23 protein-coding genes and 2 pseudogenes are annotated in these 21,410 nt (G+C 63.1%); 15 read left to right on the top strand and 10 right to left on the bottom strand.

Annotated features, from left to right (window positions below; all coding sequences use genetic code 11):
• Positions 1–244: 244 nt before the first annotated feature.
• The 7 genes and pseudogenes from RM192_RS19700 to RM192_RS19670 all read right to left on the bottom strand — a co-directional run bounded on the left by RM192_RS19700 (position 245) and on the right by RM192_RS19670 (position 7,524).
• Positions 245–556, bottom strand: a complete 312-nt coding sequence (locus RM192_RS19700; protein WP_311509404.1) for an EthD family reductase — start codon at positions 554–556, stop codon at positions 245–247.
• A gap of 67 nt (positions 557–623) precedes the next feature.
• A complete protein-coding gene (locus tag RM192_RS19695) occupies positions 624–2,078 on the bottom strand; it encodes an aldehyde dehydrogenase (protein WP_311509403.1) in 1,455 nt (484 codons plus the stop codon).
• Between the two features lie 43 nt (positions 2,079–2,121).
• Positions 2,122–3,030: an alpha/beta hydrolase gene (locus RM192_RS19690; protein WP_311509402.1), complete on the bottom strand. Its 909-nt coding sequence runs from the start codon at positions 3,028–3,030 to the stop codon at positions 2,122–2,124.
• 429 nt (positions 3,031–3,459) lie between these two features.
• A pseudogene (locus RM192_RS19685) lies at positions 3,460–3,969 on the bottom strand (Tn3 family transposase); the annotation flags it as partial.
• Between the two features lie 78 nt (positions 3,970–4,047).
• Entirely contained in the window at positions 4,048–4,920 is an 873-nt protein-coding gene (istB, locus tag RM192_RS19680; protein ID WP_311509400.1) for an IS21-like element helper ATPase IstB, read from the bottom strand.
• On the bottom strand, positions 4,917–6,161 hold the full coding sequence (gene istA / locus RM192_RS19675; protein WP_311509399.1) for an IS21 family transposase: 1,245 nt from the start codon (positions 6,159–6,161) through the stop codon (positions 4,917–4,919). Before istA ends, istB begins: the two co-directional genes overlap by 4 nt.
• 193 nt (positions 6,162–6,354) lie before the next feature.
• Positions 6,355–7,524: pseudogene (locus tag RM192_RS19670) on the bottom strand (IS3 family transposase).
• Between the two features lie 183 nt (positions 7,525–7,707).
• On the opposite strand from RM192_RS19670, the gene RM192_RS19665 reads away from it, so the two are divergent.
• Positions 7,708–8,280 carry a lytic transglycosylase domain-containing protein gene (locus tag RM192_RS19665; protein WP_311509398.1) on the top strand — a complete coding sequence of 191 codons (573 nt, stop codon included), beginning with the start codon at positions 7,708–7,710 and terminating at the stop codon, positions 8,278–8,280.
• Here the strand turns inward: RM192_RS19665 and RM192_RS19660 are convergent.
• The 3 genes from RM192_RS19660 to RM192_RS19650 all read right to left on the bottom strand — a co-directional run bounded on the left by RM192_RS19660 (position 8,247) and on the right by RM192_RS19650 (position 9,502).
• A complete protein-coding gene (locus tag RM192_RS19660) occupies positions 8,247–8,522 on the bottom strand; it encodes a hypothetical protein (RefSeq protein WP_311509397.1) in 276 nt (91 codons plus the stop codon). The two genes, RM192_RS19665 and RM192_RS19660, sit on opposite strands and share 34 nt — an antisense overlap.
• Before the next feature lie 10 nt (positions 8,523–8,532).
• Positions 8,533–8,874, bottom strand: coding sequence for a hypothetical protein (locus tag RM192_RS19655; RefSeq protein ID WP_311509396.1), 342 nt, complete (start codon positions 8,872–8,874; stop codon positions 8,533–8,535).
• A 268-nt stretch (positions 8,875–9,142) separates the two neighbouring features.
• On the bottom strand, positions 9,143–9,502 hold the full coding sequence (locus RM192_RS19650; RefSeq protein WP_311509395.1) for a hypothetical protein: 360 nt from the start codon (positions 9,500–9,502) through the stop codon (positions 9,143–9,145).
• A gap of 339 nt (positions 9,503–9,841) precedes the next feature.
• Between RM192_RS19650 and RM192_RS19645 the strand changes: the two genes are divergently transcribed.
• The 14 genes from RM192_RS19645 to traU all read left to right on the top strand — a co-directional run bounded on the left by RM192_RS19645 (position 9,842) and on the right by traU (position 21,403).
• Positions 9,842–10,156, top strand: a complete 315-nt coding sequence (locus tag RM192_RS19645) for a hypothetical protein (RefSeq protein WP_122129304.1) — start codon at positions 9,842–9,844, stop codon at positions 10,154–10,156.
• A 60-nt stretch (positions 10,157–10,216) separates the two neighbouring features.
• Positions 10,217–10,501: a type IV conjugative transfer system protein TraL gene (gene traL, locus RM192_RS19640; protein ID WP_311509394.1), complete on the top strand. Its 285-nt coding sequence runs from the start codon at positions 10,217–10,219 to the stop codon at positions 10,499–10,501.
• A gap of 13 nt (positions 10,502–10,514) precedes the next feature.
• Positions 10,515–11,123: a type IV conjugative transfer system protein TraE gene (locus tag RM192_RS19635; protein WP_311509393.1), complete on the top strand. Its 609-nt coding sequence runs from the start codon at positions 10,515–10,517 to the stop codon at positions 11,121–11,123.
• A 2-nt stretch (positions 11,124–11,125) separates the two neighbouring features.
• A complete protein-coding gene (locus tag RM192_RS19630; protein ID WP_311509392.1) occupies positions 11,126–11,923 on the top strand; it encodes a type-F conjugative transfer system secretin TraK in 798 nt (265 codons plus the stop codon).
• Positions 11,923–13,317, top strand: a complete 1,395-nt coding sequence (locus RM192_RS19625; RefSeq protein WP_311509390.1) for a TraB/VirB10 family protein — start codon at positions 11,923–11,925, stop codon at positions 13,315–13,317. The genes RM192_RS19630 and RM192_RS19625 overlap by 1 nt, the downstream gene beginning before the upstream one ends.
• Positions 13,318–13,327: 10 nt before the next feature.
• Positions 13,328–14,227, top strand: a complete 900-nt coding sequence (locus tag RM192_RS19620; RefSeq protein ID WP_311509389.1) for a DsbC family protein — start codon at positions 13,328–13,330, stop codon at positions 14,225–14,227.
• Complete coding sequence (locus RM192_RS19615; protein WP_311509388.1) at positions 14,224–15,369, top strand: hypothetical protein; 1,146 nt, start codon at positions 14,224–14,226, stop codon at positions 15,367–15,369. Before RM192_RS19620 ends, RM192_RS19615 begins: the two co-directional genes overlap by 4 nt.
• 6 nt (positions 15,370–15,375) lie before the next feature.
• Positions 15,376–17,982, top strand: coding sequence for a type IV secretion system protein TraC (traC, locus tag RM192_RS19610; RefSeq protein ID WP_311509386.1), 2,607 nt, complete (start codon positions 15,376–15,378; stop codon positions 17,980–17,982).
• Positions 17,982–18,338 carry a hypothetical protein gene (locus tag RM192_RS19605; RefSeq protein ID WP_311509385.1) on the top strand — a complete coding sequence of 119 codons (357 nt, stop codon included), beginning with the start codon at positions 17,982–17,984 and terminating at the stop codon, positions 18,336–18,338. Before traC ends, RM192_RS19605 begins: the two co-directional genes overlap by 1 nt.
• Positions 18,331–18,897, top strand: coding sequence for a type-F conjugative transfer system protein TrbI (locus RM192_RS19600; protein ID WP_311509383.1), 567 nt, complete (start codon positions 18,331–18,333; stop codon positions 18,895–18,897). The genes RM192_RS19605 and RM192_RS19600 overlap by 8 nt, the downstream gene beginning before the upstream one ends.
• A gap of 64 nt (positions 18,898–18,961) precedes the next feature.
• Entirely contained in the window at positions 18,962–19,435 is a 474-nt protein-coding gene (locus tag RM192_RS19595; RefSeq protein ID WP_311509494.1) for a S26 family signal peptidase, read from the top strand.
• Positions 19,432–20,121 (top strand): type-F conjugative transfer system protein TraW, encoded by a 690-nt coding sequence (traW, locus tag RM192_RS19590; protein WP_311509381.1) that lies wholly within the window; start codon positions 19,432–19,434, stop codon positions 20,119–20,121. Before RM192_RS19595 ends, traW begins: the two co-directional genes overlap by 4 nt.
• Positions 20,118–20,384: a hypothetical protein gene (locus tag RM192_RS19585; protein WP_311509379.1), complete on the top strand. Its 267-nt coding sequence runs from the start codon at positions 20,118–20,120 to the stop codon at positions 20,382–20,384. Before traW ends, RM192_RS19585 begins: the two co-directional genes overlap by 4 nt.
• Entirely contained in the window at positions 20,381–21,403 is a 1,023-nt protein-coding gene (traU, locus tag RM192_RS19580; protein WP_311509378.1) for a conjugal transfer pilus assembly protein TraU, read from the top strand. The genes RM192_RS19585 and traU overlap by 4 nt, the downstream gene beginning before the upstream one ends.
• Positions 21,404–21,410: the final 7 nt, after the last annotated feature.

Genomic DNA, 21,410 nt, shown 5'->3' with positions numbered 1-21,410 from the left:
GAGCTCCTGAAGTTGATGGCGTCCGATTGTCGCACCCGAACACAGGTTTCACACAGTAATGCACCCGGCCGCTCAGCCGATGTTTCAGCATGGGCGCGCGAAACGCCCACGACTGCCTGCCAAAACGCGCTGCCTCCTGGGACTGGCAAACAAATTCAGACGGCCAGAAATCCGCCCATCAACCAATGCGACGAATGTGCGCTGCCTGCCTGATGGCGTTGCACAACGTCAGGGCTGCGTCCGTTCAGGCGGGCTGTTCGTCGATGTGATAATGGATGAGGGTAGGCGGCACTTGCGCAAAATTTGCCACATCAGCGGCAACCGCCTGTCCTTCGGGAGAGCCCATTCCGGCACCCAGCGCTGGGCCATCCGCAAATTCTGCCTCGAAGATGCAAGCGTATTGAACGTCGCCGGCCAAAGTTGTGATGTCAAAGGAATGGCGCATCGCCTGCAGCCCCGGAATCTTGCGAGCCAATGGCAAGTGGTTGTTGACATAATAGGCCTTGAAGGCCGCCATTTCAGGCTGCGGAGGGTAGAAAACCACCAATTTCTGCATGATAGGGATCCGATCTTGTCAGCCGAGAGGCCGTTTCTGGTCGAGGCTGATAAGCCCCGGACATGGTTCAGTTGCTGGTATCTAGCAACATGGACTTGCTCTCGAGATAGCCGCGAAGGCCTTGCTCGCCGCCTTCGCGGCCGATGCCGGATTGTTTGAACCCGCCCATCGGGAGCGAAAAGTCGCTTCGCAATCCGTTCTGAGCGAAAGTCCCGGCACGCATCTTGCGGCCAATCCTGGCAGCCGCTTCCGCATCGTTGGTCAGGACCGAGGAATTCAGGCCGTAAGCAGAATCGTTAGCGATCTGGATGGCCTGTTCAACGCTGTCGTAGGCAATCAGGCAAAGAACCGGCCCGAAGATTTCTTCGCGGGCAATGGTCATATCGTTGGTCACACCGGTGAACAGGGTTGGCTCGAAGAATACGCCCTGGTTTGGCTGGGAAGGGGACTTCCCGCCGGCCATCAACGTGGCCCCCTCGGCAATTCCGATTTCCACATAGCGCTGGACGCGTCCGAGTTGGCGCCGTGTCGCGAGCGGCCCCATCTGCGCGACAGGATCGTCCGAATGGCCGATTTTCACCTGCTTCATTGCGTCGGCAATCGCGTTGGCGATGCCGTCATAACGGTGGCGGGGAACGAGGGCGCGACTGAGCATTGCGCAGACTTGTCCGCTCAATGTCGTAATGGCGCCTGTCAGGATTCGCGCAACGTCCTCGTCGCTCATGTCGTCAAGAACGATGGCCGCCGACTTGCCGCCAAGTTCGAGACTGCAGCGACGCACCTGCTCGGCACAGACCTGGGCAATCTGTTTGCCTACTGCAGTTGATCCTGTGAACGCGACCTTGTCGATCTGCGGATTTCGCATGAGATGATCGGCTGCCTCGCGGTCGGCAGGGACAAGGTTGATGACACCTGCCGGAATGCCGGCCTCCTGCGCGCACTCGGCGATGATATACGCTTCGATCGGCGTCTCAGGCGATGGCTTCATCACAATGGTGCATCCGGCAACCAACGCCGGGCCCAACTTGTTCGTCATCAGCATATACGGCACATTCCACGGCGTAATTGCCGCAACAACGCCGACCGGTTCATGCACAATACGGGCATCGGAAGCCATCGGGCTCGAAACTTGCTGCTCAAACTTGAAGGCCCGCCCGTGCAGGACGGCATCACGCAGATTTTGCGTGCCTATTCCCGCGAAAATCGGCGCGAGAAATGCAAGTGCACCAACCTGAAGCGACCAGGCCTCTGCGATTTCACCGGAACGCCGGTCCAATGCGTCGGCCAGCTTCTCAACTGCAGCGATGCGGCTTTCGGGCGAGAGGTCGCACCATGACCCGTTGTCGAAGGCATCACGCGCAGCCGATACAGCACGGTCCATGTCGCGCGGTCCGGCACCGGCCACCTCAAACACAGCCTCTTCGGTGTCGGGAGATACGACGACGATTGACTTGCCATCAAGCGGCTCAACCCATTCACCGCCGATGAACAGACGGTTCGGATGCTGCAAATTTACTGCCATATCGAATTATCCTTCCCCAAAAGAGCGAAGCGCCCGAAAGCGTTCAACGCTTTTCGCTTGTCAGCGCCAGTATGACCTCTGCGACGCCCTTCGGATTTTCCAGTTGTACTGCATAAGTTCCCTCGACGTCCACGACGCGAGCATCCCGCCAGAACCGGGACAGGTCTGCAGCCTCTTCCGCCGAAAGCTTGCCGGACGCAGCGCGAAGGATGACCACAGGGCACTTTACCGCCGCTGCATGCGGCCGCATATTGTCGCTGAGGTGCATCAATCCCTGCGATACGCGCACGATATCGTAACGCGCCGATACGGAACCGTCGACGCCGTGGTCAAAATTGTGTGCGATCCTGTGTTCAAGCGCATGATCGGGGTCCGGGCTCCACGGCCATCGCGCCCGCATATAGGCAATGGCGTCCGCTTTTGACGGAAATCGCTCAGGATGCTCCAGGTTGTTTGCCGCCGTGATTAGGACGGACTTTGCTTCTTCGCGGGTGCCGTAAAAATTGCTGCGATGGGTGGCTGTCAGCAGCAGCAGTTCGACGCGCTCGGGATAAAGCCCGGCCAGCGCCTGGCCAACTCTCGATCCAAGCGAATGGCCGAACACGATGGCACGATCAATGCCGACAGCCTCCATGAACAGAGCGGCATCGTCGGCATATTCCTCCGCCGAATAAGACCCGTCAGGACGCCCCGAACGCCCATGTCCGCGCTGATCGTGGGCAAAGATATGGAATTGATCTCCCAGAGCGTCGGCGAGCCATTCCCAGATCCTGCCGTAACCCGTTGTCGGATGCAGGAGGAGCAATTTGGGCCCTTTGCCCGGCCACTCGAAATAATTGATCACCAGCCCGTTCGGGAGCTTAACTGTCTTTTCGTGCACCTCACGCGTCATCCAAAACTCCCCCGAGCACGAATTGTTTACGGTACATGCCAGCCTGACGGCAGACTGCAAAAGCCGCTTTTCTATCCGATGCGTATCGAATCTCGGTCTAACTTTGTGGTGGACCCGAGTCAACCGAATTTGGTTAGCCGAGAGCTGGTGAACTAGACTGGCTGGGCAGCATTTTGAGTGGTGAGTACAGGTTGCAGAGATACTGATCATACGCATAATCGCGCCTCTCGTGGGCGGTCAAAGTGTGGTCATCGCGTTAAAAGGTTGCTCACGCGTGCTGATTGCACGCCCACCTCTTGCCCCAGCGCAACAGCACTTCACTGGCGCCTTGGATGATGGCGATTGCTCGTCAGCCGGCATCTGGCCACGAAGCCTATTGCACGGTTGCGATACGCTATGGATAGATATCGATGTTTATGGACGCTGTTAGGCCTCACCTCAAGTTTTGTTCGCCAGACAACGCTAAGTCGAACATAGCAAGAACATTAGCTACGCGACCAGCCTCATCCGGGAGCTTGGATCGTGAAGCGGAAGGTATCGTTCGGCGCGGTTGATCGTCGCATCTTCCCACAGGTAGTCACCCGTCAGCCCGATGTGCGACCAACCCACTGGGGATACGTGTACCAGCAAGGCGTTGTCGATCTGGAAGCCGGAACTTCGGAGGTGATCCGCTGCACGCTCGAGATAGAGCGTGTTCCAGTAAGCAATGGCGGCGATGAGCAGGTCGAGGCCAGAGGCGCGATATTGCTGGTTCTCGAGGGTGCGGTCGGTGAAGCGGCCCTGTCGGTTCGTGTAGATCGCGTCCGCCATTGCGTGCCGAGCCTCTCCCTTATTCAGTCCAGTTTGGCAGGATCGTCGCAATTCGGGTTGCTCAAGCCAGTCGAGCGTAAACAAGGTTCGTTCGATGCGGCCCAACTCGCGAAGAGCAAGATCAAGTTTGTTCTGACGGCGATAGGCAGAGAGCTTGCGCAGCATGACCGATGTCGCAACGGTGCCTGAGGTGGTCCCGCTGTCAACGGCACTGTAAAAATCCCCGGAAGTGGCAAAGTAAAATTCCCCACTCCAGGTTTTGGGCAGTCAGGTGGTTGGTGGCGAGCCTCCATTTTTGAGTGGGCGCCCGCGGCGACGTGGTTCGATCAGTGCGGGCGGAGTAATTGGCGCGTTTGCCCTGATGTGCTCAGGCAGGAGATCGGCATGGCGACGCAGACGGTAGCTTGAGCCATCGATCTGGATGACGATGGCGTGGTGCAGCAGACGATCGAGCAAGGCCGTCGCTACTACGGGGCTCCCGAAGATGTCGCCCCACTCGGCAAAGCCGCGGTTCGAGGTCAGGATCATCGCGCCCTTTTCGTAGCGGGCGTTGACCAATTGGAAGAACAGGTTGCCGCCGCCGGGTATGACCGGGAGGTATCCGATTTCGTCGACGATCAGGAGCGATGGCCGGCAATAGAAGCGAAGCCGCTCCCGCAATGTGCCTTCGCGTTCAGCCTTCGCGAGAGCGCCGATCAGATCGGCAAGGGTGATGAAGCTGACGCTCTTGCCTGCCCTGACGGCTTCCAGGCCAAGCGCACTGGCGAGATGGCTTTTACCGGTGCCGGGCGGGCCGAGCAGATGGACCACCTCGGCGCGAGCGACGAAGTTCAACTCGGCAAGCGCCATGATCCTGGCCTTGTCGAGCGAGGGTTGGAACGAGAAGTCGTATCCTGCCAGCGTCTTCACGGTGTTGACCCGGCCCATGCGCAGTGCCGCGCGGATGCGGCGCTCCTCGCGGAAGGTCAGCTCCTCGAGCAACAGCTGCTCCACCGCCTCGAGGGCCGTGATCTCGCCGCGGTCGAGCCGGGATACGCAGTCATCGACAACCTCGATCGCGCGCGGCATCTTGAGGCCGACCATGCTGCATTTGATGCGATCGAGCAGGGAGGCTGACGGGTCCGGCAGCAGAGAGTTCATGCTCTTGCTCCCGCCAGTTGCTGGCCGATGGCGGCGTAGATGTCGAGAGAGCGGCGCGCGACTTGCTGGCCGGTAAATCCGTGCGGTAACGGCAGATCGTCATTCCGGCGCTGATAGCGCCGGTGTCCATCAAGCAGCGAACGCTGCCGCCGCCCTTCCAGCAAGGGGTGACACGCGATCAGGCAATCATCCTCGAAGATCCGGATTTCGTCGGCGAGGCTGTGCACTTCGACCACCCGGCGCCGGGTTGCGTCGGGGACCGAGTAATAGTTGCCGCCGACACTGACCATTCCTTCATGGCTGATCCGACGCTCCAGCTTAAGGACGGCGCCGAACGGCACCAGGGGCAATGGCTGAAGCGCGGGCCGTTCCTCGGCAAAGGCCTCATTGACGACACGCCCGGTCGATGCGTGCAGGCGGGGATTGGCAACGGTGCTAAGCCAGCGGTCGAACTGCGCGTTCAGATCGCCCAGGTCACGGAAGGTGCCACCGAGGAAGAAGTCCTCGCGGATGTAACGGAACGGCCGTTCGACCTTGCCCTTGGTCTCAGGCCGATAGGCACGGCAAGCCTTCGGCAGGAAGCCGTAATGCTTGGCGAACTCGCCCAGGGTTCGATTGTAGACGACGCGGCCATCCTCACCCTCACCGATGACGGCAGTCTTCATGCGATCGTACAGGATCTCGCGCGGCACCCCGCCGATCGCCTCGAACGCGGCGCGATGACATGCCAGCACACTCGGCATCGTCTGGCGCATGACGAACCGACCCCAGATCAGCCTGGAGAAGCCCAGGACCATGGAGAACAGCCAGACGATCTGCACCTGATCGGGCGCGTCGGCGAAACGAACGCGGAATTGTGCGAAGTCGACTTGGGCTTGCTGGCCGGCGGGTGTCTCGAAGCGCACGGCATAGGGCTTGCCTCCGCCAGCTGGTCGCAGCGTGCGCACCATGTCGCGCACCGTGCTGTAACCACCGGCATAGCCACGTTCGCCAAGCTCGCGCGCTAGACGCTGTGCGCTCAACCCGGGGTAGGCTTCCAGACGCGCGCGCAGATAATCCATGTAGGGATCGAGCAAGCGTTCCCGAGGTTGGCGAGGGCCATAGGTCGGCACCTCGATGCCGCGGCCGATATACTTGCGGACTGTCTTGCGGTCGATGCCGACTTGCCGGGCGATGGCGGCGATCTTCACGCCTTGGCGGTGCAAATCCAGGATCATCATCAGATCTCCAAGCTTCTTCATCGCAGCACCGCCTCCCACCAGGAGAACTATGCCGGATTTTTGGAATTTGACCCTGTCCGGGGCGCGCCCCGGACAGGGTCAACGAGAAGAAGTGGGGAATTTTCAAATGTCACTTCTGGGGCATTTTACTCCGCCATCAACACCCGCCTTCTTGGACAGTTTGGCGGCTAAATTAAGCTAATCCCGGTTGTCGTTATGCCGCCTGTTTGATCATCAGATCTTGGGGGGCATGCCCCCCATGATCTGATTGCCCGATCCGCCGATAGGCCTCGACCGGGGTTCTCCCGGCCAGGCCCGAGTGTGGACGCTGGGTATTGTAATAGGTGATCCACCGGCCAAGGCCAGCCCGCAGCTCCGAACCGGTCTCGAAGGCGTGGAGATAGACGCACTCGTATTTCAGGGATCGCCAGAGGCGCTCGATGAAGACGTTGTCCATCCAGCGCCCCCGGCCGTCCATGCTGATGCGCACCTCGGCCTCGCGCAGCACGCTGGTGAAGGCCTGCGACGTGAACTGGCTGCCCTGGTCGGTGTTGAAGATCTCGGGCTTGCCGTAGCGGGCCAGCGCCTCCTCCAGTGCCGCGACGCAGAAGCCCGCGTCCATCGTATTCGACAGCCGCCAGGCCAGCACCTTGCGGGTTGCCCAGTCCATGATCGCCACCAGGTACAAAAAGCCCCGGCGCATCGGGATGTAGGTCACATCAGCGCACCACACGTGGTTGGGCCGGTCGATCACCAGCTTGCGCAGCAGGTACGGGTAGACCCGGTGCTGCGGGTGCGGCTCGCTCGTGCGCGGTCGCTGGTAGATCGGCGTCAGGTCCATCTTTGCCATCAGGCGCCGGGCACGGCGACGACCGACCTCGTGACCCGCACGGCGCAGGTGCCGCGCCATCTGGCGGCTGCCATACCACGGGCAGTCCAGGAAGGTCGCGTCGATCACCGTCATCACCGCCTGCGTCTCGTCGGTCTCCGGCACCGGTGCATAGTAATAGGACGAGCGGCTGATCCGCAGCAGACTGCATTGCGCCGTGATCGACAGGCGGTGGTGAGCAGGTTCAACTATCGCCCGCCTCCGGTCCACGCTCATCGACCGAAGGCTTTCGCTAAAAAATCCCGCTCCACGACCAGTTGCCCGATCTTGGCGTGCAGCTTCTCCATCTCGTTATCGCTGGCAGTCCTGGCCGCATCGCCGGCCCCGGAGAACGTGCTCGCCATCCCGTCGATAGCCTGGCGCTTCCAAGCCGCGATCATCGTGTGGTGGACGCCATGCTTGGCCGCCAGTTCCGCAAGCGTCAGGTCGACGGATCGCCTCCAGCGCAACCTTGGCCTTGAAATCCGCGCTGTAGCGCTTCCTCGTCGTCTTCATTCCCGTACCAATCCATCAGGTCGGGAGTAGCTTAACACCCTGTCCGAAAAACCGGCACCACCTCAGTTGGTTGAGTCGGGCGATGCGCCCGGGATCAGCCAGGGAACTTACGCTACTGGCGGGAACCGCCTCTCTGACGTTTTCGAACTGACACTTCAGGGAATTTCAGCGCCTTCCACACCTATGTTGTGCCCTCAGAATGGGTATCGCCCAACCTGGTGGCTAGCTCCCGAGGTGGAGAACAGACGAGTAGCCTATTTTTCAGCAATGTCCGCGATCGCTTGCGAAAACGGCCTTCCTGAAGGTCTGCTGGACGCAGTCATCGCCCAGGAGTCAGGATATAAGGCTTGGGCACTAAGCGGGGCCGGGGCGATGGGGATGATGCAGGTCATGCCGGGGACAGCGAGAAATCTAGAGCTCAAAAACCCTTGGGACGCACTTGCCAACATGAGGGCAGGAGCACGGTATCTTCGACAGCAACTTGACCGCTTTGGGCGCGTTGATCTGGCTTTAGCTGCGTACAATGCTGGGCCCGAACGGCGCTCCCTTTCGCTGGGCAGCATACCTGCAATTTCGGAAACCCGAAATTACGTGAAGGCCATCACAACCAACTGGGTCCGACTTACTAAACTTGGGAGCCCAGATCCGGCCGTTGCTGCAAGGGCTGCAGCGGCCGACATCGCAGTACGAGCCTCAGGCTACCGCGAGGTGGATCTCATAACTTACGAAGGCATAAATGCGGCAAATCCGATATAATGCGCATAGAGGATAGCGATGGCCAAAATGCTTGGAAACCCGCACAGATAGCTCAGCTGGAAATGCAGCCAAACCTTCGGAAACCATAACAACCACCGAAGCGCCGAACCTCTCGGCGGCTCGATCATACCTGTTCGGATGTCATAGATTGTCTTGAGTAGCGCACACCCCGAGCAGATCGCAGCGAGCAGTCCAACCGCGGCATAGAGATGGGTCCACGCTGCGATGTTCTCGGCATCCATGCGCGCGCCGTCAGGCCTGCAGGGTCTGGCTGTTCTGCATGACCCGCTCCTGGTGCGAAAGGAGCAAGTCGTATGCTCGGCGCGCGGCTTCGTGAATGACAGCCGGACGTAGTTCCACCTCGATAGAGCCGCGCCGGCAGGTGAGCACCTCAAGGTAGAAGCTCTTGAGGCTCTCTGTCGCCAGGAATACCGATTGCTCCGCATAGGCCTGGGGGTCATGGAGCAGAGCAACGCTGATCTTGGCGCGTACGTGGTCCATGCCCAGTTCGTCGAAAATACGGTCGCGCAGGTCGTCTGTAAGCGGATTGGTCTGCTTCAGGATCTTGTGAAGCTTTGTACGCGAGAGGCGCATTCGATCGGCGAGGTGCGCAGGGAGTATGCCCTGGCGCGCTAGCTCGGCATTGATAAGCTGCTTGTATTGATCTTGTTCGCACCCACCCGGGCTGGGCCTAGCAAAAGCGAAAACGGGTTCACTGCCCGGCGGGCTGCTTGGCTTGAAGACCGTCTCAGGCGTCAAGTTCCTGTGAGGCATGTTCCATCCCTCCCATGACAAAACCTCTATGGGATGGCATAAGCTGTCAAGAGTCTTAAGAGGCGTGGAATTCGTCTGCGGAAATTACCTATAGAAGATTGTGCTTCACCGCGAGGTAAACTGCGAAGGGTACCAGAGCCTTATCTGATCCAGATTTCTCGCTGATATTCTTCACCTTGGCTCGCATCATATCGTAGTCGACTGACCACTCGGGGGTGACCTCGAGATGGATTCGAATATCGCCTTCGATGGGGTAATCGGCGAGGAACTCTTCAAGCTCAATCCTAGAAATCCCGTGGGATTTGAGCCTTGAGCACGCAGCTTGAACGGTCATACGCATCGTCTGAAACCGGCGGGTTTGCTTGGAAAGCGCGGCCATCGCATCCACAAGCAGGTCAAAGCACTGCTCGCTCACGAATAGGCGGACGTTGCGCGTTCCTGCGGCCATTGACGGGTTATCCAGGGCATGTGTCGGCGGGCACAATGGCCCAAAATTGTGAATTTGGCGAATCCGGGATGCTGGACGCGATTCGCTGCGTTCAATTCCTTTTCGGGAAATCGTTGTTACCGCAGCGGAAATCGAGATTACCCGCATAGGGAAACACGGTTCCCGAAACGGCAACCGCATTTCCCTTATCGGGAAATAACTGGCCTGTTCGGTTCCGCATTTCGGAAATGATCCGATTCGTTTGCCTGCCTAAACCGTCCCTTAATTGCTCCCGCCAGCGCTGATCTGTTCATTCTGAAGGCCGTGACAATCACGGTGTTTGGAAAAGGACATGGCAACATGAAACTCACGATGAAAGGGAAGGGCGCAAGCCTCATCCAAGGGGCCGCGGTGGTCGCGGTCGCAAGCCTGGTCGGCAGCGAAGTCGCGATGGCGGGCGCCGACACGACCTTCAACACCGCGCTCACTTCGTTCACCGGCTTCCTCGAAGGCTCGGGCGGCAAGATCATCACCGTGCTGAGCCTTGCGGGCGGCATCGTCGGCCTTGCCTCTGGCCGCTTTAGCCTCGGCCAGGTCGCCATTCCCGTCGGGGTCGGCGTCGGCGCCGGCACGGGCGTGCCCATCGTCACCGCTGCGGTCACCGCGACGATCTGACCTTTAACCCCGTTCCGTCCGGATACATCCGGTCGGACACCTCGGAGGGTGGCGCCACTCATGAATCGCTACACGGTTCCCGCGCATCTCGATGATCCGGAGCTGATCGGGTTTTGGACGCTCGATGAGTTCCTCGCGATTATCATTCCGTTCGCGTGGGGCATCCTGTCTCAACATATTTTCATCGGTCTGATTTCTAGCGTGCTGGCCTGGTGGGGATTGCGCAAGTTGAAGGCGGGACGTGCCGTCTCGTGGATCATCCATTCAGCCTACTGGTACCTGCCGGGTGCGTTCATGGGGCTGAGAGCGACGCCGCCCTCCCATCTTCGCCTGATGGCGGGCTGAGGACGGCACTGACATGGACCTCTCGATCTCTCACGGCCAGGCGCAGCGGCTCTTGAAGCAGCGCAACCTCTTGGCCATCACCGCGACAGGCCTGTTCGCCTTGAGCGTCGTGCTGACGCTGACCGCCGCGCGCCGCGACCGCGAGGTCGTGCTGCAGCCGGTGTTGGCGAAGCCACTGACGCTGTCCTCGAGCCATATCGACAAGGACTATCTCGAGCTGGTCACGCGCGATGCCGCGCTGCTGACGCTCAATCGTTCGCCCTCCAACCTCCAATACTGGATGGATTCGATTCTGGAAATCACCGATCCCAGAACCCACGGCCGGATGAAGGCCGAGCTGATGAAGATCTTCAACGAGCAGAATGGCTCGAACGTCTCGCAGTTCTTCACGATCGAAAACCTGTCGGTCGATCCCGATGCGCTGACCAGCGAGGTGAACGGCGTGCTGCACACGGTGGTCGGCTCGAAGGAGGTCACCTCCGAGGCCCGGACCTTCCGCTACGTGTGGAGCTACTCGGGTGTCAGCCTGAAGCTCGCCGGGTTCGGGCGCATCACAAAGGACGCCGCGGGCAAAGTTATCGCGAGCGCCGGCACCAACAATAGCACCGACGGGGGAGACTAGTGATGGCTGAGCTCGCATGGGGCGCGATAGGCGCCGGAACAGTTCTGGCCGGTCGGCCCGTAGCGATTGCAGGTCGTCCCGTGGGCGCAGTGCTGATCTGCTTTGGCGCGCTTTGTCTGGCGGCAAGCCCCGCCATGGCTGACCAGAGCATCCCGGCTGCCGACAACGGCACGGTCGCCTGCGTCGCCTCGGCCAAGGACCTGACCAGGATCAGCCTTGCCGGCGACCAATTTTCCTCGGTCTCCAAGATCAGCACTGGCAATCCGGCAGAGGACTTCAAGATCGTCAACGAGCCGGTGCGCGGGGACATCTACATCTCGGTGCCCGACGGCTTCACTAAGCCGAACCTCTCTTTCTTCGGCACCACCCGGAAGGGGTTCGTCTACAAGTTTCTGTGCCAGGTGCGGGGAAGCGACGCCGAGCAGGTGTTTGTGACCAACACCGCGGTCAAGGCCGAAGCGGCGCGCGACTGGGAAGTGCGCTCCTCACCCGAGGACACAGCCGTGCGGCTTGCCCAAGCCATGTACCGAAGTGAACCCATCGAGGGATTTGAGATACGCCAGAGCGTGCTCGAGCCGGTCGCGGTCGGCAAGCTCGAGGTTCAGCAGGTCGGCGAATACCGCGGCGCGGATTTGAAGGGCTTGATCCTCAAGGTTCGCAACACTGGAAAAGAGCCTCTGCCGCTCGACGAGAACCTGCTCGCAGCGCGCGGCAGCGTCGCCTTCATGACTCCGGTGAGCGAGCTCGCGCCCGGCAAGTCGGCGGCCGTCTACCTCATCCAATCGAATGGAGGTCAGTGATGGACTGGAAGAACCCGTTCCGCAAAGGCCCCAAGTCGCTCGACGGTCCGGCCGGCGATCCCGGCAGCAGTGATGCTTCGCCGCTTGGCGATGCGATCGTCGCCAACGAAGCGGTCAAGAGGAAGCAGATGCTGCTTCTCGGCGCCGGCGGGCTCGCTGCGCTGATCATCGGCTCGTCGTGGATCTTCGCCGGCGAGAACAAGAGCAGCGACGGCAACGTCAAACGCCAGGTCGCAGACGTTTCGGTGGACGAGATGGTCAACAAGAACATGGCCGAGAAGGAATGGCGCGCCCAGTCCGAGGCCCAGATGATGTCGATGGACAACAACATGCGCGCGCTCGCCGCCCGCGCACAGCGCGCAGACCAGCTGGAAGCGCAGCTCGCCCAAAGCCAGGCGCAAGGTGGGGGCAGCACCGGGGGAGCAGGGATTTCACCCGATACCGAACGGGTGCTCACGGCTTACCAGAACGAGAACGAGCAGCTGAAGGCCGCGCTTGCTGCCGCCCGACAGTCGCCGATCATGGGCCAGCCCGTTGTTGGCCCCGGCGCCACCTCAGTCGGACCCAACGCGCTCTATGGGCGGACCAGTCCCCCCAGCTACCAGGCGCCCGGCACGCCGGCCGGACAGGCAGCGATGGCGGCAGCCGGTGTGCCCGGAGGGCGCGGCAGCGAGGTCAGCCTGGTCTCGTTTGGCGAAGGCACCACCGGCACCGGCAGTCCCGTTCCCAAGAGCAACACCGTCTTCACCGACAGCGCCAATTACCTGCCGCCCAATTCGATCGCGGTCGCCAAGGTCATTGTCGGGGTCGATGCCGCCGCCGGGGTCCAGAGCCAGACCGATCCGTTGCCGGTCGTGCTTCGCATCACAGGTCCCGCACGCTCGGTATATGACAACGGGCGGCTGCTCACGACCAATATCGCGGGCTGCCTCGTCAACGGTGCGGCGCGCGGCGATCTCTCGAGCGAGAAGGTTTACGTCAAGCTGCAGCGCATGACCTGCCCGCAGCCCAATGGGCGCTACGCGGTCTCGGATGTGAAGGGCTTCATCGCGTTCGGCGGCAAGACCGGGGTGCGGGGCCGGGTTGTGAGCCGCGAGGGATCACTGATCGGTCAGGCCTTCCTTGCCGGGCTCGCCGGCGGGTTCGGACGCGGCTTTTCCGCCAACACCAATACGACGCTCACCGGGACAAACGTCAACGTCAATGGCCAGCGCCAGAAGCTTGGCACCGGCGACATCCTCGAAGGCGGTCTCGGAGAAGGCATCGCTACCTCGGGCGACATGGTCAGCAAATACCTGATCGAGCGGGCCGAGCAGTACCAGCCCGTGATCGAGATGCCGACCGGGATCGATGTAGAAATCGTGTTTCTCGAAGGCGTGTTCATCAACGGATGAGGAGGGTGCAATGAAGCTGAAATCCCTGAACTTTGGCAGGTCCCGCCTTGGCCATGTGCTGATGCCGCTGGCCGCGATCGTGCTCGGCAGCGGCGGCTCGCTGGTCTGGGCCAATTCCAGCGCTGCTGGCGCCGAGGGCACGGCACCGAACGGCGTCCACTCGCCGAGCGAGGCCGACCAGGCCGTCGCTGCGCTCCTGAAGACACGCCTGCCGCGCACCCAGGTTTCGCGAGTCAACTGCCAGCTCGTCGACGGGGTTTGCGAAGTCACTGCCGGATCGCAGCTGTTCTACGTCGACAAGACCGCGCGCTACCTGCTGATCGGGCGCGTATATGACATGCAGACCCGCCAGGACCTGACCGCCGTTCGGCTGCTCGAGGTCAACCCCGACCTCCTCGTCGGCGGCGCGGCGGGCAGTAAGCAGGAAGCGCAGGAAGTCGAGACCCCCCGCCGCGGCGTCAGCACGCCGGCGGCGAGCGGTGCCCCCCGGATGATGTCGCTCGCCGCACTGCCCGAGGCGGGCGGCATTGTCTGGGGAGCAAGTTCGGGGCCGACCGTCACCGTGTTCAGCGATTTTCGCTGCGGCTACTGCCGGGCGCTGTCGGGCGTGCTCGAAAGCATGAACGTGCGCGTGATCGAGCGGCCGATCTCGGTGCTCGGTAGCCGCGATCTTGCCAATCAGGTGTTCTGCGCGCGCGATCGGCGCAAGGCGGTCAAATCGGCCTACGCGGGCGCGCCGATCACCGACACCCGTGCCTGTGACACTTCGCCGCTCGACGCCAACGAGCGCTTCGCCCGCGAGCAGGGTCTCGCCGGCACCCCGGTCATCGTCCGCTCCGACGGCGCGGTGATCGAAGGCTTCCGCCCGCGCGAAGTGCTCGAGCAATGGCTGAAAGGCGCCAAGTCGTGACCGCGCTTGACCCTGAACAGCACGCAGGGCTCGTCCGCGCGGTGGCACGGCGCACACGCGGAGCCATCTCGCTACCAAGAGCCCCAATCAGCCGCCGCGAGGCGATCCTGCTGTGGCACGACCTTGTCGCAGCCTATGCCCTGCCGCAGGGTCGGCTGCTCACCCCATCGGAACTGGCGAAGCTGCGCTCCCGCGTTTGGGTTCGCTCGGCGGGCCATCTCGCGCTGGGCGAGGACGCACTGTCACTCGCGGCGGGCCTCGCGTTCTGGCGGCTTGCCGTGCGGCTCGGCATGCTGGCTGAGCGCCGGTCCCCGACCGGTCTGGCCCGGGCGGGACGCATTGCTGTGGTCGGACTCGCTGCGACCCAGCTTGCCGCCTGCACGTCACTGTTCGGTGGCAACATCAAGGGCAGCTTTGCCTGCAGCGCGCCTGGCGGGACCTGCGCCCCGTCGACCCTGATCGACGACCAGGCGCTGTCGGTGATCCAGAACGCTCGCCCGATGACGCCAGCGGGGCCGTACATTCGCCAACCGACCGCAGCCAAGGCGATCACGGCGTCCTACGTACCAACTGGTTCAGGTCGGATTGCCGCCGCCGGCAATGGCATGGTTCACCGCGAACGCCGGGTGCTGAAAGTGGTCTTCCCGTCGTTCGTCGATGGCGGCGGCAATCTTCACGAGCCACGTATCGTTCACGCGGTGGTCGACGATGGCGCCTGGATGCAGCTGTCCTCAGGCGAGCCCAACCTTGGCGACCAGGTCGAAGGTCGCGCGGTCACCCTCGCCAGCGCCGCCTATAGCCCGGCGACCGCCGCGTCCGCGCTGGTCAGCGAGAGCGCCATCAGTCCGGTTCCCGCGCCGGCCGATCCACCGCCGACTGCACCGCCAAGCCCGGAAGCTGTCGCCGCGGCGCGCGCCAAGGCTGCGGCACTCAAATCCGGCAACGCGGTTGATGCGATCCGCGCCGAAGTGCGGGCGCGCCTCGCTCATACCGCGAAAGCGCCGGTCGGGTCCGCTCCCGCCACGGCGGCACCCGCGAGTACGGCACCGACCGTGGTGCCGGCAGCGGTGCCAACTCCGGCTCCGGTCGCTGCAAAGCCCGCAAATGGACCCGCCGCCTTTCCGGCCAAGGTCGAGGAGTAAAACAGCATGACCTCGCGCGGCTTCTGGGACCGGTTTCTCGATATGGTGTTCGGCGACAGCGCGCATCCCGAGGCGGAGCGCCCGGTGCTGGGCGCGCCCATGCTGTCGAACTGGCTGCCCTATCGCAGCTTCGACAAGAAGAGTCGCATGTTCATCAATACGGACTCGGTCGGGTTCATTCTCGAGCTGGCCCCGATGATGGGCGCCGACGAGCGCAGCGGCGAGCTTCTCACCCAGTTCCTTTCCGACGCCGTGCCCTCGGGCTGCGAGATCCAGCTGATCCACTGGCAAAGCCCCTCGGTTGGCGAGCGCATCGCCGATTGGGTCATGCCGCGTGTGGTCGCCAAGGGCGTCTATGGCCGCGCGGCGATGCACCGCGCGCGCTGGCTGCGCCGGGCAGCCTGGATGTCGATTTCGCGCGATGCGCCGTTCTATCTGCGCAACACCCGCGTGATCCTCTCTATCGGTGCTCGGCTGAGCGGCCCAATCGGCGCGGACACGCTCGTATCGGTGCGCGAGAGCCTCCACGGCACTCTTCAGGCGCTATCGATCCCGGCTCGCGACATGAGTCCGGTCGAACTGATCGCCTTCCTAGACGATTTTCTCTGCCCGGCGGTCGATAACGCCGACAAGCCGGAGCACTATTCCGAGCTCGATCCGATCAACGTCCAGTGCGTGCGGCGCGATCTCGAAACCCAGGTCACTCCCGACCGGATCGTCCTCCACACCGAGCGATTCCGCCCGACTGGCGAGCGTCAGGACGGCGCACCTGTCATCGGCGAGGTCGTGCCCGACAAGTTTGACTGGCGCTTCTTCTCGGTGCGCAACCTGCCCAAGCAATGGGCGCCGTGGGACGTCCAGAAGATCATCGGCGATGTCATCAACGACAAGCTGCGCTTTGGCTGCAACGTCATGACCGTGCTCGGGCTGGTCTACCAGGACGAGGAGGCGGTCGCCTCGCGCGCCGGGCTCAAGGTCATGCGTACAACCAGCCTGGCCGACAGCCGCTCGGCCCGCTTCCTGCCCCAGCTCTCCGAACAGCGCGACGAATGGCAATATGTGCAGGCCGAGATCCGCCAGGGCCGCAAGCTTGCGCAGGTCTATTACGGCGTCGGCGCGCTCTCGCCACTCGGCAAGGGCGACATCAACGAGCGCATGGTGAAGTCGGTCTACAAGGCCTGCGGGTGGGACCTCATCGACGAGCGCTACCTCCAGGTCATGGGGCTGCTCGCGGCGATGCCGCTGTCACTGCCCAACGGGCTCTCAGCTGACCTCAAGCGCATGAAGCGCTTCAAGACCATGCTGACCACGACCGCAGCCTCGATTGCGCCGCTTCAGGGCGAGCACACCGGAGGGCATATCCCCCACGTCCTGCTGATCGGCCGGCGCGGGCAGCCGTTCTTCTGGTCGCCGTTCCAGAACGCGGCGGGCAACCACAACGTCGCGGTGTTCGGCAAGTCGGGTTCGGGCAAGTCGGTGTTCCTGCAGGACGTCTGCGCCGCGATGTCGGGGGCGGGGGCCAAGGTCATCGTGATCGACGACGGCCGCTCGTTCGAACACATGGTCAAGGCCTTCGGCGGTGCCTTCGTCGAGTTCAAGCTTTCCTCGGGCTTCTCGCTCAATCCCTTTGACATGATCGACGGCGAGGCCCTCGCGAGCGACGAGGACGGCGAGGACTACGAGGTCGAATGCCTCGCCATGCTCAAATCGATCGTCGGGCAAATGGCGCGCCAGCAGGATCGGCTGTCCGATACCGAGCGCGGGCTGATTGATTCTGCGGTGAGCACGGTCTGGCGCGACAAGCAGCGCGCGGGCACGATCGATGATGTCGCGGCAGCGCTGCGCGCACTGCCATCGCCCTATGCCGGCGATCTGGCCGACGCCATGTCGCCGTTCCTCACCGGCGGCACCTATGGCCGCTTCTTCGAAGGCGCCTGTTCGATCGATCTCTCGGCCGGGCTCACGGTGTTCGAGCTCTCCGATCTCTCCTCGAAACCCGAACTGCGCTCTGTCGCGCTGACCGCGCTCATGTTCCTGACCCTTCGGGTGATGCGCGATCTCGACCGCTCGGTGCCCAAGCTCACCATGATCGACGAGGCTTGGCAGCTGCTCGGCGGCGGGCAGATGGGCCAGGCGATCGAGACCTATGCCCGCACCTGCCGCAAATATGGCGGCTCGCTGATCACCGCGACCCAGTCACTCAATGACTTCTACAAGTCGGAGGGCTCGCTCGCCGCGCTTGAGAACTCGGACTGGTCGATCGTCCTCCAGCAAAAGGAAGAGACGATCAACGACCTCGCCAAACATCAGCGCTTCGAGATGGATCACTACACTGAAAGCCTGCTGCGTTCGCTGAAGCGTAACGGCACCGAATATTCCGACGTCCTGATCAAGGGCCCCGAGACCCTGGCCGTCGGCCGCCTCGTGCTCGACCCCTATTCGGCGACGCTCTATTCCTCGAGCCCGCGGGTTTTTTCCGAGATCGAGGACAAAGTACGCGGCGGCCTCGCGCTCCCCGATGCGATCGAGCGGGTCGCCTTCCCAGATTTCGTGCCCCCGCAACCCGGCGCGCCGGACTTTGCCGAGGGTGAGCTGGCGGAGGCGGCCGAATGATGCCGGTCGCCCCAACTCTCCCGTCATCGCTCTCTCGCTCGCGCGCGGCCGACACCTGCTACTTCGCGCTGCGGCTGACGGGCTGGCTCGCCGTGACGCTCGCCTGCGTTGCCGCGCTGTGGCTGCTGTTCTTCGTGGCGCTCGGCAACTTTGGCTTCTCGGCTACCGTGCTCCAGCTCGAAAATTTCGCCTCGCGCTACGTCGCCGCCGACGGCGCGCGGCAGGACCGCTTCCGCCTGTTGTTCTGGCTCGCCAGCGCCGCGCTCTTTGCGGGCGTCGCCTTCTTTCGCCGCCATTCGCTGCGCGGCCTCGGCGCGCCCGCCATTCAACCATCGAAGGAGACCGATCATGGCTAGAACGCCGCGCTTAGCCCGAGTGTCAGACGAGGCCGCAACCGCTGGCCCGCTGTTCGAGGCCGACATTGCCGCCGCGCCCGCCGCCCCGCCGCGCGCGCGCCTTGGTGCTGCCCCGGTGGCGCTGGTCGCCGCGCTCGTCGCCGCAGGGCTGTGGGGTGCCTGGGTCACCAAGAGCGTTCTGGCCGGACCCGACCGCCCGGCCATCGCGAAGGTCCAGTTGTCGGGCATCGTCGGCGAATATGTCCAGGCGCAGGCGCGCTCGGCGACCCCGCCCGAACAGGTCACCAGCGAAACCCGCGCCTTCATGGGCGAGGTCCAGCGCAATCTCGAACGCCGCGGCGCCTCGGGCCAGATCGTGCTGGTCGGCGAGGCAGTGCTTGCCGGCAATGTCCCCGACATCACCGCCGAGGTACGCCGCGAGGTCTACAACCGGGTCAAGATGCCGCAGGCCACAGCCGGTGCCAGCACCGACGTGATGGGCGCGATGCGCGCGGCCATGGAAGGGCCCGCGCCGCAAGCAGGCGCGTTCGGAGGGCAGGGCAATGCTCCCGGAAACTGACGTCCAATCTGTAGCGCCAGCGCAGCCCTCATCTGCACGCGCCGACCATGCCAAGCGCTGGCTGGTGATAGGCGCGCTCGCGGCAACGCTGACGGCAAGTTCTTCGCTGGCAAGCTGGCGCGACCAGCACGCACTGCTCATCAATACCACCCAGTCGCTGCCCAACTGGGCGTTCTGGATCGACAAGCACCGCATGCCCCAGCGCGGCGACTTTGTCGTGTTTGCGCCGCCGCAGACTCCGCTCATCACCGCCCACTTTGGCCAGCACTCGCCGCCTTTCGCCAAACGGGTCTATGGTATGCCCGGCGATGTGGTGAGCCGGCAGGGCGACGTAGTGCGGATCAACGGCGCCGAAGTCGCGCGCCTCAAGCCGACCAGCTCGCGCGGCGAAGCGCTGGAGCCGGGGCCGACCGGGCGCATCCCAGAGCACTGCTACTATCTCGGTACTGCGCACAAGGACGGGCTCGACAGCCGATATGCCGATGTGGGCTTCGTCTGCAGCGGCCGGATCATCGGCACCGGGGATTCGCTGCTGTGAGTCCGCGCCCCGCCTTGCTCGCCGCGAGCGGCGCTGCGCTCCTCGCCGGGTGGCCGCTCGTCTCGGCCTTGCGCGCCGCTGACTACGGCCAGATGGGCCAGACCTTCCCGATCATCGAGACCGATCTCCTGACCACCATCGAGACGCGTCTGAAGACGCTCGAGGCCAATGGCGGGATCGAGCGGATGCAGCGCCAGATGCAGGAACAGGCGGTCGCCAGCGTACGCCGCCCCAAGCCGGTCGATGGCATGACCTCCGCGACCGCCAGGCGCGAGTGGCTGTTCGATCCTTCGATCGTCACCGAGGATGATATCGTCGATGCGAAAGGCAACCTGATCGCCGCGCGCGGCACCCGGGTCAATCCGCTCGACATGGTCCAGCTAAGCCAGGCGCTGGTCTTCATCGACGGCGATAATCCGGCCGAACTGGCCTGGGCCGTCAAGACCTGGAGCGATGCTCGCGCCAAGATCATCTTCGTGTCCGGCTCGCCGTTCGACGCGATGAAGCCCTGGCAGCGGCGCTTCTATTTTGACCAGGGCGGGATGCTCACGGGCAAGTTCGGCATCCGCCACACACCGGCGGTAGTCTCGGCCGCAGGTTCGAATCTCAAGATCAGCGAGTTCCCCCTGCCGCCGGTGGCGTCCGCACCTGCCCCTGCACTCATTGGCGGAGGCAAGGCCTCATGACCCACGCTCTCATCACCTTCCTCAAGACGCCGATGGCCGCCCCGGAGACCCCGCGCCTGCGCCATATGCGCCGCTGGTGGATGGCGCTCTGCTGGGCGCTCGCGCTCGCCGTGTTGCTGCTGCCGCTCACCAAAGCGCTGCTGGGCGAACGGGGCGCGCTGCCCGCCCTGCTGCTGGTGCTCGCCGCGCCGGTACACGGGATGTTCTACTTCCGCGCCAAGCTCCGCGCCGACGACCACTTCAGCGGGGAGGGCCAGTCATGACGCGGCTTTTCCGAACGATCGGCGGTCTCCTCGCCGCCCTCGCGCTCGCCTTTGCCGCAGCCGCGCCGGCCCAGGCCGATACGGTCTCGTGCCACGGCAAGTTCATCAATCCGATCACCGATGTGTGCTGGTCGTGCCTGTTTCCGCTATCGATCGGCGGGCTCTCGATCTGGAAGGGTTCGCGCCCCGACCCCAAGAACCCCTCGTTTCCCTTGTGCGCCTGCGGTTCGCCGATCCCGCGCATCGGCATCTCGGTGGGTTTCTGGGAGCCGGTGCGGCTCGTCGATGTCACCAACAAGGCATGGTGCTTCCCCAACCTCGGCGGGATCCGCCTCAACCCCGGTTTCGCCATCGGCAACGGCCACGTTCAGGGGCGCAGCCAAATCGGCGGCAAGGCGCAGAACTCCTCGCAGTGGCAGTCGCACTACTACGTCTACCCACTGCTTTACTGGATGGAGATCCTGACCGATTTCCTTTGTTTCGAGCAGACCACCTTCGACGTTGCCTATGTGACCGAGATCGACCCGCTGTGGCAGGATTCCGCGCTCACCTCGATCATCAACCCGGAAGTTGCGCTGTTCTCGAACCCGATCGCGACCGCGGCCTGCGCCGCCGACTGCGTCGCGGCGACGGCCCGGCTGCCGATCGATCAGATGTTCTGGTGCGCGGGCTGCAATGGCGGAATGTACCCGTTGAACGGCCATGTCGCCGCGCACGTCACCCCGATCCAGGCCTCGCGGCTCGTTGCTGAGCGCATGCTCTACAAGATGCACCGCGAGGCGCTCGCCTGGGGCACGATGGGGTCGAAGGCGCTGTGCCACAAATACCTGATGCCGGTGATGCGCAAGCAGCAATACCGGCTGCAGATGACCAATCCGATCTCGACGGTGAAAGGCCGCTACGCCTGCGCGCCAGTCGGCGCGACCACCATCATCCCCCAGACCGGCAAGGGCTACCCCGTCAAGGGCGAGGACTTTGGCTACCTCGTCTGGCGCAAGCGCAACTGCTGCATGCTGTGAGAACGCC

The sequence above is a fragment of the Novosphingobium sp. MMS21-SN21R genome (assembly GCF_031846015.1).
Classification (GTDB): domain Bacteria; phylum Pseudomonadota; class Alphaproteobacteria; order Sphingomonadales; family Sphingomonadaceae; genus Novosphingobium.
Note: the sequence above shows the minus strand (reverse complement) of the source record. Positions and strands in the feature narration are given on the sequence as shown.